The organism is Nitrospiraceae bacterium, from assembly GCA_019637075.1.
Taxonomy (GTDB): Bacteria; Nitrospirota; Nitrospiria; order Nitrospirales; family Nitrospiraceae; genus JAHBWI01.
Genome location: JAHBWI010000007.1, coordinates 50,574 through 64,112, shown reverse-complemented (window position 1 = coordinate 64,112; position 13,539 = coordinate 50,574). Strand labels below are relative to the sequence as shown.

Genomic DNA, 13,539 nt, shown 5'->3' with positions numbered 1-13,539 from the left:
GACTACACTTTTGAAAACTGCCACTCAAGCTTCGCCTTCGGCGGGCTCCCACGAATCCACTCGAGTAATGAACTGATTGGCAATCGCCCCCTTGCCGGAAAGGTCATAGATCCACGTGGTGCATTGTTCCGAAGCAACCTCCTGTTCGAACCCAAATTTGGCATAGACATCGGCCGCAAGCGCATTCTTCGGAGTCGGTATATACGTCCCCCTGAGAGCGACACAGCCCAGCGACATCGCTCGCCGGCAAAGGTATTCCAGCATCGTGGCCTCGACCGTGCGCCCGATGACACGGCAACTCATCAGCCAGGTATCGATATCAAGCAGGGTACCTTGTTGGTGCGCGATCACGAGGCTGACCAATCCATGGTCGGCATACCGATCGCGCAAGCGCAACGCACCATGCACGCAGTTCGGATCCCCAAGAAAGGCCTCGAGTTGCGCCATCCCATGGCGCTTCGTCGTCAGGTTGAATTGGTTGGTCTTCCCGATCAGCTGTGCAATTCGAGGCAATTGGGAGTGCTCAAACGGCGCCACGATGGCCCGCATATGGAGGCCACGGTAGAAGTCTTCCATCGAGCCGGCAGAAGACTCCAGTTCCCTCACCCGTGATCGGGCGCGATACTGATCGGTGCGTGTACGGTCTTCAGCCGTCAGCGACGCCGTCTCCAACAACAGGTATTGCGACAGAGCCCGCCGGTACTGCGAGGGGTCTCCCGGCAACGGCACGACGTCCACCTCCGGCACAAACCGACGAACGGCATCCCGCTCCGTCGGATTGTCATCGACGAAGACCAGCGAATCGAGCCCGATTTGCAACGTCTGAGCGATTTTTCGAAGGTTGTCCGGCTTCGAATCCCAGTTGGCAACGAAGAGGGCCACATCTTCGAGCTTCAGCCGCATTTCCGAATGTTGCTCGAAAGGTTGAATCGCATCGGCATGATTGTTCTTCGAGCAGACGGCGAGGATGACTCCCTTGTGTTTGAGTTCGAGGATGTATTCCTGAAAACGAACGAAGGCTTCTCCGTCCACCGAATCGCCGAGCTTGATGCCGGCCAGGCCGTCTTCTGCGATGACGCCGCCCCAGAGGGTGTTGTCCAGGTCCAACACGAGGCACTTTCGATTGAGTCCAAGTTCCGCCGCGATGACAGCGGCATTGTGCCTGGCCAGCAGCGGCAACGCCTCGAATGCGACAGCCTGCTTTGCCAAGTGCCAATATCGAGGATCCGACCAACGCTGCTTGCCGATGAGGGCGGACAGGCGTTCGCAATCGACCATCGCCACCTTGGTTCCGGCCGCCTCACCCAGCCCGGCGTTGACGAATTGCGTCATCATGTAGCGAGAACCCGGCAGCTTGACCGAGAGGTGCCCCAAGGCCACTTCGCAAGGAAGCGCGAAATTGTGTTGCACGATGCGCGCGGCGGACCGTGTGGCCACCTGACGCCACAAGGCTGTCCACCGTTCGACTTCACGCCGAATTTCCTGTTCCGGCTCATCGCTGTACTGGGGCAGTCGGAGATCTCCCTCTTGCACGGCGAGAACGACGATGTCGGGGGCAAACGCGTAGAGGCCGCTGGCAGCGTCGATGATGTCCTGTTGAAATTGCCCGTAATGGCTTTCATAGAAGCTGGCGATAATTCCAAGCCGACTGAGGGCGAATCGCAGCAGTTGTCCGAATTGAGTCGTGGTGTAACTGCCGAGCAACGCCACCTTCACTGAACGAAGGGCGGGAGGCGTGCTGCGCGACGCACAACGTTGGAAGAGAGACCAACCGGCTTGCCAGGCCATATAGTCGTCGCCCGCATCGATCACGGACTGCGCCCAGAAACAGGCCTCGGTGTAACGCCCGATCCGCTCGTAACTACGGGCAAGCTTCAGGCAGAGTTCTGCGGAGGGAGGTGACGTGATACCGTCAAGATACGCTTCCACCGCTGCTTCATGTTTTCCAACAGCACGCAGGGCGTCTCCGCGGCTCTCTGACGAACAAGCGACTTGGGCGGGGTTAATTTCCGATCTTGTCATGAAGATAGATGGCCAATCCTATGACTCCAAACCGCTGACTTTGCGTACGGCATGTGCAGGATCGGGTAATCGAATGACGCGAGGCGCCTCTGCGAACACTCTGGCCTCGGCAGGCACATCCGACATCACGGTCACGTTCGGCCCGATAAAGGCGCCGTCACCGATCTTCACACCGGCAAGAATCACCGCACCCGTGCCCACTTCCACCCCTTTTCCTAATTTCGGTCCCGTGTTCAACGTCTTTTGCCCCCCGTATCCTGCTCCCACTGTGACATTGTGCCGGATCACACAGTCATCACCGATCTCGGCTCTCCAATGGAACACGATACCGCCTTGGTGAACGATGCTCACCCTGCGGCCTAATACCACGCTCAGAGGGATTTCCACGCCGTAATGGTTCCGTACAAACCGATACAGAGATCGATAAAGGCACATCAGCACCGACTTCGGTACCCCTCCCCGCCGGTTGGACACCCAGGTCCCGAAGCGATGCACGGCAATGGCCCGGAACCCAGGCATCGTCCAATCGCAGCTGTTTGTGGCCCAATCCTCGCGGATGAGAGTACCCAGTTCTCCCAGCCCCTTACATAACCGAGTTAGCGTTCCAACCATGGGCAATGTCTGTGCTCGGACTGACATGGAATGAGGAATCATCTCGGAGCCCCCTTCCCGTTTGAGCATCGGCGCACTGCGCGTGCCCCTATCCGTAGCGCATCTCGCCGAAAGAGCAGCCGATCACGTCGAACAACCTGCAGCAACAGTCGGCGAAGCATCCCTGCAGTATGTATAGCCGATCTTATCACTAATCCAGTATTACTGGACAGCTTAAATTTCGGTACCAGGGAATGCTGGGGTTAAGAATCAAGAACGAGGGAAGACGTACTTCCTTCAAGACTGCCGTAGAAATGAATGCGACAAGGATGTGAGGGGGAGGGACTAGCCCATCACGGGCGATCCGTGGTGGTGGATCATCAACCACTCATCACCGATGCGTTCGAACAGATTGGTGGCGAGCACGCTCGTCTCCATCGGCTTTTCGCCCTGCCGGCTGGTCAGGTTTTCGGTGCAAATCACCCAGCCAAGGTCGCCGGCCACTTGGACCTGAACCTCGGTCAGTTCGAATTTCATCGAAAACGTGTTGTTGAAGATTAGTACCCAGGAATCGCGCACGGCAGGCCACCCGGAACGGAGCGTCCATCCGGGGTGGATGCAAGTCACATATTCCAGGTGCGCCCAGACCTTGTCCATCTGGAGCATGTCCAGACTTTCAAAGGCGGCGTAGAAGGCAAGATTCGCGCGGGTAATTTCTTCGATTCGCTGTTCGATCACGGGAGGCTCCTCCGGCTGGGCGGCATCTTACTGCAAACACCGCTGCCGGAGCGAGCCTCATTTCGGCGGGAACACGCAGGGGCGGACCCGCGGGAAGCGGCTGGACCAGTGAGGCTGGGCAAGCCTCCCGGCGGCCGGTCGCCGCGGATCATCTCAGCTCGCGGTTGAAACGAGCAGGCCCCCTTCCAGCGCGGTCTTCAGCAACTGCGCGGTATTGGACACTCGAAGCTTCTTCATCATATTGGCGCGATGCGCTTCCGCCGTCTTGATGCTGATGTGGAGCCGGTCCGCAATGATGCGGTTGGTCATCCCCGACCAGACCAATTGGAGAATCTCACGCTCGCGCGGCGTCAGGTCTTCCGGACGGCGCTTCGACATCACGCGCCCGTCGGCAGGACGACCGTGCTCCATCTGTTCGTCCGTGTGCTGCCCGTTCAACATCGCCCGCTCCATATCATAGTTTCCGTTCAACATATGTCCTCCGATTGTGACGTGAATTGTGTCCAGCGGACGTTCGTTAGCGTTCAGGCTTGAGAAGCGGTCCGGTCGCATCCCCAAGCCCGTTCAGATACGAGAGCACCGCGCCGGTCAGATCCACCTAGTACCCATCCACCTTTCCCCGCACGAATAACCGGTCGAACAGTCCGTTGCCCGTCGGCTGAATCGCGAGTAGAAATTCCCGGTCGGTGCCGTTGCTGAGCAAGAACCCTTTGACGTCCATCGTGGCCGGTGCTCCAAACTGCTTTCGGGCCATTCGTGTGTCGCGTCCTTGCTCCTGACAACTATCAAGGACTGTGCCAGCGGGGAATTTTGGGGAGATGATGAAAAACCGAGGCCTTAGGCAGAGTCACTCAGCGGGGCAACGATTGAAGCGTCAATCCGCTGGCACAACAGCTAGTAGCATGACTGTGTCATTGGCTCGGAACGACACAATTTCTGAGTGGAGGCTCAGTGAATGAGGATGTGATGCTGTCAGATGGGGACCGACAAATCGTACTCAGCCAAACGACGATAGAAGGTGCGGCGACTCATGCCCAGCAGTCTGGCTGCCTCGGAGCGATTGCCGCCGGCGCGACGGAGGGCATCGAGCATGCGCGCCCGCTCGTCGGCACTCGGCGGGGTGACAGCCGCAACCGACCCATCGACTATCTCCGGCGGCAAATCATCCACGTGCAACGTCGTCCCTTTGCAATGGATCATTGCGGACTCGACGGCGCTCTTGAGCTCGCGAACGTTGCCCGGCCAGGCATAGTCCATAAGCAGCTGCATCGCATCGACATGGACGTGGTGAACCGGCTTTTCCATCACGGAGCGAAATTGCGTGACGAACGAATGGACGAGCAAAGGAATATCCTCTCGCCGTTCGCGAAGCGGGCCAAGCTGCACCCGCGCCACCCTGACCCGATACAAAAGATCTTTTCTGAACGTGCCTCGTTCCACGTCATCCGCAAGATTGTGGTGCGTGGCGGCCACGACCCGCACATCAATCTTCCGCGGCTTGGCTTCGCCGAGACGGGTCACCTCCCGTTCCTGCAGCATCCGCAGCAAGCTGGTCTGCACGGCCGGGATGATGTCCCCGATCTCGTCTAAGAACAGGGTGCCGCCGTTGGCCGCTTCGAAGAGGCCTTCCTGATTGTCGATCGCGCCGGTAAAGGCCCCCTTCTTGTGGCCGAACAACTGACTCCCCAAGATTGATTCCGTGAAGCCGGCGCAATTGACTGCGATGAACGGCCGATGCTTCCGTCGACTCGAGAGGTGGATGGCGCGCGCCACCAATTCCTTACCCGTCCCGGTTTCGCCTTCGATCAACACAGTGGCGTCCACTGCCGCCACCTCCTGAATCTGTGTGAAGAGATTCACCATGGCGGCGCTACGGCCGACCAGGTCGTGAAACTTTCCCTGGTCCGCCAGCTGCGACTGAAGGGCCTGCGCCTGGTCCTCCGCTTCGAACCGCCGCCGGACGTCCTCCACCCATTGCTCGGCAATCGCCAATCGAAGCTTCAGGAACTCGATGCCGATCGGCTTGACCAGATAGTCGTTGACGCCCGCCTGCAGGGCTTGCCGCAGGGAGTCGGCGGAATCATGGGCCGTGACCATCACGATCACACAGCGATCTCCGCGCAGGTCGGCCCGGATCTGGCGGCATAGCTGGATGCCGTCCATACCGCCCCCGCGCAGCTCCCAATCAAGGAGCAAGAGCTCGTATCCACCCTGCTGATACGCCTCCCAGGCGGATTCGCCGTCCGCGCAGGCCGTGACCTCATGTCCGCGGGCTCGAATGACCTGTTGAAACAGCTGTCGGATATCGATCTGATCTTCGACCAGAAGCACACGCATGACTGTCGTCCCCCCTTGGCCTTCCTACCCAGGACAAGACCCGCCGGAATCCCCGCGATCCCGCTGGGCGCCGCTCACACATATTCCACCTGAAGATGCTCGAGGAATCGCTGGAGCGCCTGGCGGTGTAGGTCGACCTGCCCCGCATCCCGACGGACGGCGGCCTGCTCCAATCCCCGGCCGATGTCGCTGACGACATCCAAGCTGTAGGTCCCGCCCGCCCCTTTGATCCCGTGGCCAATCGCACGAATCGTGTCGAAGTCGCCCTGCACCGTCGCCAGGGCGATCTGTTCAAGATCACGCCGACGATTCTCGAGGAATGAGGGCATCAATTCCTCGAATTCGGCGCTGACCCGCAGGACGACTTTCTCCTCGTGGCGTTCGGCCGGCGTTCCGTCGGCTTCATCGGCCGATCGGGTATAGAGACGTACCGCCTCCAGCAACCGTGCCTTTCGTATCGGCTTGGTGAGATGGGCGGTGCAGCCGGCCGCCAGACTCCGCTGGACTTCGCTCGGCAGTGCGTTGGCCGTGAGCGCCAAGATCGGCACGGGTTTGCGCCCCTGCTCCTGCTCCCACTCGCGGATCGCCCTGGTCGCGCTGTAGCCGTCGAGCACCGGCATCTGGACATCCATCAGCACCAGGTCATACTGCCCATGGGTGAACAGTTCCACCGCCGCCTGCCCGTTGGCTGCCGTATCGAGATGGTGCGGGGTCGATTTGAAATAAAATTCCATCATCCGGCGGTTGTCGAGAAAATCTTCCGCCAGCAGAATCGTCAGCGCTCGCTGCCCCGCACTCGCACTGCCCTCGGACTCCTTCGATCGATCGGGGCCCGGTTGAGCGACCAGCCCGATGACCGTCATCATGCCGTTGAACAGATCGGAGCGGCGGAATGGTTTCGTCAGAAACCGCACCACCCCGACATCGCGGGCACGGCCTTGATCACCGGCCCTGCGCTCGGACGTCAGCATGAGGATCGGCAGGTCTGCAAACGCCGGCGTCCGCCGAATATCGCCGGCGACATCCCACCCGCTCTTGCCCGGCATCCGCACATCCAAAATGATCAATCGATAGGGCAGCCCCGCCTGTTGAGCGCGGGCCAATTCCGCGCAGACCTCAGAGCCGTTCGCAACCTCTCCAGCCGGAATCCCCCACCCCGCCAAGGTCTCTCGCACGATCAGTCGGTTGGTCGCGTTGTCGTCGACGATCAAGGTGCGCAGGCCGGCCAACTGCTCCCATTGCGCCGGCGCAATCGTCTCGACCGCCGGCCGGGCGGACACACCGAACAGCGCCGTGAAACCAACGGTGCTGCCGCGGCCCAATTCGCTACGCACCCACATATGCCCACCCATACCCTCGACCAGTCGCCGAGAGATCGTGAGCCCCAACCCACTCCCGCCGTATTGCCGCGTGATCGAGGAGTCGACCTGCGTGAAGCGCTCGAAGATCGAATCCAGCTTGTCGGCGGGAATGCCGATTCCCGTATCCTGCACCGTAAACAGCAGAGCTCCCGGCTGATCCGCCTCAGGATTCCGTTCGATCCTTAATACGACCTCGCCGACCTCCGTGAATTTCACGGCGTTGCCGAGCAGATTGATGAGCACCTGCCTGAGCCGGTTGGGGTCACCTACGAGGGAAGTCGGGACGTCCGGCTTGATCCGGTAGGCCAATTCGAGATTGCGCTCGGCGGCTCGTACCGACACCAACTCGGCGGCCCGCTGAACGAGATCGCTGAGATCGAACTCGATGGCCTCCAGTTCGAGGTATCCGGCTTCGATCTTGGAAAAATCCAAGACGTCGTTGATGAGGCTCAGCAGGTTGCCGCCCGCATCCCGGAAAATCTGGACGTACTCGCGCTGATCGTCCGTCAGGGGAGTCTCCGACAGCAGGTCAGCCATCCCTACGATCGCGTTCATCGGTGTGCGGATCTCATGGCTCATTGTTGCCAAGAAATCGCTTTTGGCACGATTGGCCGATTCAGCGGCTTCCTTGGCCCGCAGCAACGCCTGCTCGGCGTCCTGCCGCTGTTTGGCCTCATAGGCCAGCGCGACCAGGTTGCTGATGGAGGATGCGAACCGAATCTCCTCACTGCTCCACGTCCGCGAGCGCCCGACGTGTTCGTGACCCACGACCCCGGCCAACCGCCCGCCGAAAAAGAGCGGCACATCCAGCAAGGCGCCGATATTGAGCGGACGCAGGTACTGGTCGGCCAACTCCGCGGTCCGAGGATCAGCCATGGCGTCATGCGCGTCCACAACCTGTTCCTGGAACAGCTCGGCAAAGTATCTGGGATACGATGCCACGTTCAGTCGGGCGCCGCGAAGGTGCCGCGATTCCCGCCGCTCAAAGAGTTCGGCACAGTCCAGGTAGGCACCTGTCTGGTCCAACAACCAGACGCTCCCCCGATCGACATCGAGGACGCCCGTCGAGGTGCGTATCAGTTCTTCCAGCGCCGACTGCCATTCCCCCGACCCGATGTGCACACTCTTCGTCAGCCGCATCAAGGCATCCTGGTGGGCCTGCAGGACGGACTGGCTCCGACGCAGCGCATCCTCCGCTCGCCGCCGGGGCGTGATATCCAGCACCAGCGTTAAGATGCATTCTTGGTCCCCGATGGACACTCGCTCGATGTTGAAGAGCCCGTGCCGGACTTCCCCCGATTTGGTGCAAAATTCTTTTTCGAGGTCGCGGATGAAGCCCTTCACGCGCAGTTCCTCGAGCAACTGACGGCGATGCTCCGGATTGACCCACATGCCGATATCCAACGACGACGTGCCCAGCAACTCTTCCCGCGAATAGCCCGAGACGCGGACAAATGCATCGTTGACGTCGAGAAAGAGGCCGTCTTCGGATCGGCTGATCGCCATGACCGCCGGGCTGCTATGGAATGCCTTCATGAAACGCTCTTCGCTCTGGCGGAGGGCCGTCTCGGCCTGCTTTCGTCGGGTGATATCGACGCTTAGGGTCAACAGAGAGGGTTGAGTTCCGAACGTGACCGGCGCAAAGCCCATCAGCACGTCCAGGATCTCGCCCGATTTCACCCGCACGCGGGATTCGAAATCCCGCACACTTTCGCCTTGCCCTAGCCGCTCAAATACCCGACGCCGGTCGTCCGGGTCGGCCCAAGCCTGAATCTCTGCCAATGAGCGTCCCAGGATTTCGTCCCGGCCATAGCCCGATTGAACAATGAACGCATCGTTCACTTCCAGAAATCGTCCGTCGGCCATGCTCGTGATGCACATCGCGGCCGGGCTGGCGTGAAACGCCCTGGAAAAGCGCTCCTCACTCTCGCGAAGCGCCCGTTCGGCAAACTTGCGCTCGGTCACATCGCGCGCCACGACCTGAAACCCAAGGACAACCGACCCTTCACGCAGCAGCTGCGTATCCTGCTGGAGCCACACTTGTTGGCCGTCCTTTCTCTGGACCGGCACCTCAAACCGAGTCGTCGGGATTCGCCGGATGAACTGCCGTCCATACAATCGCTCGGTCTCCTTCCGCGCATCCGGGCGGACGATATCCAGATAGTGTCGCCCCAACAGCTCTTTGGGCGCGAATTGCAACACGCGCAAGGAAGCCGGATTGCAGTAGGTGAATCGGCCGGCTGCATCCGTTCGATAGATGATGTCGCCCGTGGACTCCACCAACTCGCGGTAGCGTTCTTCACTACTTCGTAGTCGCTGCTCGGTTTCCTTCCGACCGGTAATGTCCTCGACCATGCCCTCATAGCCCACGATCCGCCCGGTCTCGTCCCGAAGGGCGCGGCCGCTCTCGGAAATCCAAATAGTGCCGCCGCCCTTTCGAAAGACCTGGGATTCGAACCCCGTGACGGAGGCGCACTCCTGTATCAGTTCCACGAAAGCGCCCCGGCGACCCGGTTCGACATAGACCTGTCGCGCAATGTCCTCGACCTGGTCGATCATGTCCGCGGGAGAATCGTACCCATATAGCTTGGCTAGGGCAGGATTCACGGAGAGATACCGTCCGGTCGCAGAAGATTGATACAGCCCCACGACGGCCTGCTCGACCATCGTTCGATAGCGCTCCTCGGCGCGGGTCAACGCATCCTCCGCATGTTTTCGGACCGTGATATCAAGATGGAATCCCGACATCCGCACGATCTTACCCTCGGGATTTCTAAACCCGGCGCCGAATGCAGCGATCCACCGGTAGGATCCGTCCTTGTGCCGCAACCGATGCTCGAGTCGATACTGCGCCGTCGTTCCTTTGAGGTAGCCGTCGACGGCAGCCAGCGCGCGGGCACGATCTTCCGGGTGCAGCCGGACCTCCCATTCCTTGAATGTGTCTTCGATTTCCTCCGGCGCATAGCCCAATTGACTCTTCCATCGGGGCGAAAAGTACACGTGATTGGTCTTGATGTCCCAGTCCCACACGCCGACGTCCGCCCCTGTCACCGCCATCTCAAATCGCTGCTGACTTTCACGGAGAGCCAATTCGACATGGCGTCGCGCGGCCAACTCTCTCGTCAATTGCTCGTTGACGGCGACCAAGGTCTGCGTCTGTTCCGCGACTCTTCGCTCCAGCTGAACGTTGGTCTCCTGCAACCGCATTTCCGCCGTACGACGTTCGCGGATGAACAGCGCCACGCCCCAGAGCACCGCACTGCCTAACGCACGGTTGAACAACGCAACGGACGGCGCCACACCGGGTAACGAGAACCAGAAGCCCAGGGCGAGGAACCCGGTGCAGAGGGCCGCAATGGAAAAGGGGGCATTCGGAATGGGAAGCCGGGAAGCCAGCGCCAACGGCACGAGATAGAGGAGCCACACAACGTGGCCCAATGGAGTGATGAGATCCAAGGCGCAGACCGCACCGGTCAGCAACAGGACAAGCGCGATCTTCCCAAAGTCGCTTCCGCTGAAAGCCATGGAGTCCCTATGGCAGGAGAGATGACAGACGTAAAAGCCCGACAAGAATACTCCGAATGAGTGGTTACGTAAACCGTCCGATGCTACGTCGCGGGCACAAGAGCATGCGCCCTGAGAGACGTAGCAAATTACGACTGCGCTGATGATTGGGCGAATGTCGCGAGCCTAAACGTACAGGACCAAATGGGGAAGGGAAGGCGGTTGGACAGGTTGTCGATCGGCTAATGAAAGAGTCCGCGGATTTCCAGAACCAGCAATGCTAGGACCCCGAGCAGGACCAGCGTAAAGCAAAAGGCGAGAAGCCGCAGACGGCGATTGGCGGAAGCCAACTGATTGAACCCTTCCCCGAATTCATAGGCCTGTCGTGATGGACGGCCCTTCTTCGTGGCAGCGGCCCGCAACGGATGGGAGCTGGTAGGTGTGGACAACGATGGCTGGTGTGAGAGCTCTGGCATAGTGGACCCCGGTACCGTTCAGTGCTTCACGTGGGTCGATGGGTGATGATTCCAAACGTGGGCCAAACGCTACCCAACTCGGGGGGTGGCCCGCATCGGGGAATCCCTGATACGTCAGGGTATTTCACCCTAGTGCGTTGGATGACACACCGGTCTTCCTGATTGCGGTCCGCGAGGAGTTACGGAGGGGGATTCAGCAGCAAGCGGCCTGCTCGGACACCTATTATGGATCCGGGGCAACAAGCCCCGTCCGGACGGCCAGCCGTACAAGGCCGGGAATATCATGGATTTCAAGGCGATCCATGATTTGGGTACGATGCGCTTCCACTGTTTTGACGCTGAGATTCAATCGTTGGGCGATTTGTTTGGTCGAGCACCCTTCCGCGACCAACTGCAGAATCTCGCGTTGCCTGGCAGTCAGCTTCGCGAGAGGACCGGCGGGAGCGGCATCGTCCCGGCAGAAGGCGTCGACCGTAAACTTCGCGAGCGCCGGCGCCAGGTAGGTCCCACCCCGACATACGGTCTTAATGGCCAACTCAAACTCGGTTCGATCCGCGTCTTTCAGCAGATACCCGGCTGCACCGGCCCGGAGCGCTTCCTTGAGATATTCCTCGTTCGTGTACATCGACAACATGAGGACCTTCGTTCCCGGACAAGCCTGGCGCAAACGGCGGGTGGCTTCGAGTCCATTGAGTCCGGGCATCGCGATATCCATCAGCACAATGTCGGGGGTCAATTCCTTGGCCATGTTGAGCGCATCGCGACCATCGCTCACTTCCCCGATGACTTGGACCCCCTCCAGTTTTTCGAGCAACGCACGAAACCCGGCTCGGACCAGCGTATGGTCTTCAGCGAGTAAGACACGGACCGTACTCATCGTCGCTCTCCCTCGTCGAGCTGAAACGTCGCGCGAACCTCCGTGCCCTGGCGACGGGCGGACGAAAGTGCAAATTGTCCGCCGACCAGGCGAACCCGTTCCTCCATCCCCGAGAGCCCAACCGTCCTCTGTGCGCGAGGGTCGGAGCGAAGCAGCTGCGGCTCGAATCCCACGCCGTCATCCCGGACGATTAACACAAGCGTTCCGCGATCGCTTCGCAACGATACTTTGACGCGCTGCGCGGAGGCATGGCGCACCACGTTGGTCAAGGCTTCTTGGGTTAATCGAAAGCAAGCGATTTCGACGTCGGGAGAGGGACGGGTGGTCATGCCTTCGACCTGGAAGTCCACATGCCACCCCGCCCGCTCCGCCTGTTTGGCCACATACCACCGTAAGGCCGGCACCAACCCCAGTTCGTCGAGAAGCGATGGACGAAGATCGAGGGCTATGCTCCGCACGTGTTGGAGTACTTGATCCAGCACCTGCATGCTGTCGACAATCTCCTTTTCGACCGATTGGGATTTGGGCGCGTCTCGAATTTCCTGTAAATTGAGCCGGATGGCCGTCAAAGCCTGGCCGACTTCATCATGCAAATCACGGGCAATCGCACGACGTTCCGTCTCCTGAATCTCCATCAGGCGACGCGAGAGCACGCGCAAGCGCTCATTCGCCTCGCTGAGCGCCGCCGTCCGCTCGGTGACCCGCCGCTCGAGTTCTTCGTGGGCGGCCTCGAGCACCGCCTGCGCGTGCTTCTGAGTCGTAATGTCGGTATTGAGTTCGAGACTTCCTTCAGGGACGCCATTCGCGTCCCGCAATAACGTCCACCGACTGGACACCGTGATTCGCTTGCCGGTCTTGGTGGTGTGAACAAGCTCGCCGTTCCAGAATCCGTTCGCAAGAAACTTCCGTTTCACCTCCGGTAAGGGACGCGGAAACTTGGTGTGCAGGAATTTGTGAATGTAGGCCCCCAACGCCTCTTTGTTACTCCAACCGTAGAGCCGGACCGCTCCGTCATTCCAATACGTAATTGTGTCCCGCTTGAGATCGCGCACGAGAATCGCATCGTTGGCAAGGTCCAGCAATTCGGCCTGCCGGCGCAACATCTGCTCTGTGTGCAACTGCCGACTCGTATCATGAATGACGAAGACATAGCCCCCAACCCGACCGCCCTCGGCCGGGAAGGCGGTGATCGACACAATGACGGGAAAGCGGTGGCCGTCGCGACGGACATAGGTCCATGCAGCCTCGGAGGGACGTCTCAATCCTGCCTTGGCGACAATGAGCCGGAAGGCTGCCGTCTCCAACGCACGGGGCGTCTTCTTGGGCTTGGGCAAACGCCGGCGCCACTCCGTCTCGTCATGAAAAGCCACCGGCGTGAGTTTTCCCACCACCGCTTGAGCCCGTACGCCCAACATGCGCTCGGCCGCCCTGCTGAAGGCCTTGATCAGCCCGTCCCGCGACGTGACCATGACCGCGGCCTGTTGCTTCACCGAGCCTTGCCGGGATGGCTGTCGTTTCGCAGCTTTCGTACCCATGACGCTTACATCGATTGGTCGGATGTGTCGGATAGGGCGCACGATAGCAAAGGGCAGGAAGGATAGCCAGTCGTGATGAAAGCGACCGCCCGCGGCAC

General features: G+C 60.2%; 10 protein-coding genes. All 10 read right to left on the bottom strand.

From position 1 onward, the window contains the following. Positions 1-24 precede the first annotated feature (24 nt). A complete protein-coding gene (locus tag KF814_16615) occupies positions 25-2,022 on the bottom strand; it encodes an HAD-IIIC family phosphatase (GenBank protein MBX3237770.1) in 1,998 nt (665 codons plus the stop codon). An 18-nt stretch (positions 2,023-2,040) separates the two neighbouring features. Beyond that, positions 2,041-2,634, bottom strand: a complete 594-nt coding sequence (locus tag KF814_16610) for a serine acetyltransferase (GenBank protein ID MBX3237769.1) — start codon at positions 2,632-2,634, stop codon at positions 2,041-2,043. A gap of 324 nt (positions 2,635-2,958) precedes the next feature. Next, positions 2,959-3,351: a nuclear transport factor 2 family protein gene (locus tag KF814_16605; GenBank protein ID MBX3237768.1), complete on the bottom strand. Its 393-nt coding sequence runs from the start codon at positions 3,349-3,351 to the stop codon at positions 2,959-2,961. A gap of 153 nt (positions 3,352-3,504) precedes the next feature. Continuing rightward, positions 3,505-3,825: a hypothetical protein gene (locus tag KF814_16600; GenBank protein MBX3237767.1), complete on the bottom strand. Its 321-nt coding sequence runs from the start codon at positions 3,823-3,825 to the stop codon at positions 3,505-3,507. Between the two features lie 124 nt (positions 3,826-3,949). After that, positions 3,950-4,105 carry a hypothetical protein gene (locus KF814_16595; GenBank protein MBX3237766.1) on the bottom strand — a complete coding sequence of 52 codons (156 nt, stop codon included), beginning with the start codon at positions 4,103-4,105 and terminating at the stop codon, positions 3,950-3,952. 218 nt (positions 4,106-4,323) lie between these two features. Then, positions 4,324-5,688 carry a sigma-54-dependent Fis family transcriptional regulator gene (locus tag KF814_16590; protein ID MBX3237765.1) on the bottom strand — a complete coding sequence of 455 codons (1,365 nt, stop codon included), beginning with the start codon at positions 5,686-5,688 and terminating at the stop codon, positions 4,324-4,326. Between the two features lie 74 nt (positions 5,689-5,762). After that, a complete protein-coding gene (locus tag KF814_16585; GenBank protein MBX3237764.1) occupies positions 5,763-10,574 on the bottom strand; it encodes a PAS domain S-box protein in 4,812 nt (1,603 codons plus the stop codon). Between the two features lie 221 nt (positions 10,575-10,795). Then, positions 10,796-11,029 carry a hypothetical protein gene (locus KF814_16580; protein MBX3237763.1) on the bottom strand — a complete coding sequence of 78 codons (234 nt, stop codon included), beginning with the start codon at positions 11,027-11,029 and terminating at the stop codon, positions 10,796-10,798. A gap of 223 nt (positions 11,030-11,252) precedes the next feature. After that, positions 11,253-11,906, bottom strand: a complete 654-nt coding sequence (locus KF814_16575) for a response regulator transcription factor (protein ID MBX3237762.1) — start codon at positions 11,904-11,906, stop codon at positions 11,253-11,255. Beyond that, positions 11,903-13,441: a PAS domain S-box protein gene (locus KF814_16570; protein MBX3237761.1), complete on the bottom strand. Its 1,539-nt coding sequence runs from the start codon at positions 13,439-13,441 to the stop codon at positions 11,903-11,905. The genes KF814_16575 and KF814_16570 overlap by 4 nt, the downstream gene beginning before the upstream one ends. Positions 13,442-13,539 lie beyond the last annotated feature (98 nt).

What these genes read in the sequence shown, in the direction of transcription:
- KF814_16615 (MBX3237770.1), bottom strand. Translation starts at nt 2,022, where the DNA reads ATGACAAGATCGGAAATTAACCCCGCCCAAGTCGCTTGTTCGTCAGAG.
- KF814_16610 (MBX3237769.1), bottom strand. Translation starts at nt 2,634, where the DNA reads ATGGTTGGAACGCTAACTCGGTTATGTAAGGGGCTGGGAGAACTGGGT.
- KF814_16600 (MBX3237767.1), bottom strand. Translation starts at nt 3,825, where the DNA reads ATGTTGAACGGAAACTATGATATGGAGCGGGCGATGTTGAACGGGCAG.
- KF814_16595 (MBX3237766.1), bottom strand. Translation starts at nt 4,105, where the DNA reads ATGGCCCGAAAGCAGTTTGGAGCACCGGCCACGATGGACGTCAAAGGG.
- KF814_16590 (MBX3237765.1), bottom strand. Translation starts at nt 5,688, where the DNA reads ATGCGTGTGCTTCTGGTCGAAGATCAGATCGATATCCGACAGCTGTTT.
- KF814_16585 (MBX3237764.1), bottom strand. Translation starts at nt 10,574, where the DNA reads ATGGCTTTCAGCGGAAGCGACTTTGGGAAGATCGCGCTTGTCCTGTTG.
- KF814_16580 (MBX3237763.1), bottom strand. Translation starts at nt 11,029, where the DNA reads ATGCCAGAGCTCTCACACCAGCCATCGTTGTCCACACCTACCAGCTCC.
- KF814_16575 (MBX3237762.1), bottom strand. Translation starts at nt 11,906, where the DNA reads ATGAGTACGGTCCGTGTCTTACTCGCTGAAGACCATACGCTGGTCCGA.
- KF814_16570 (MBX3237761.1), bottom strand. Translation starts at nt 13,441, where the DNA reads ATGGGTACGAAAGCTGCGAAACGACAGCCATCCCGGCAAGGCTCGGTG.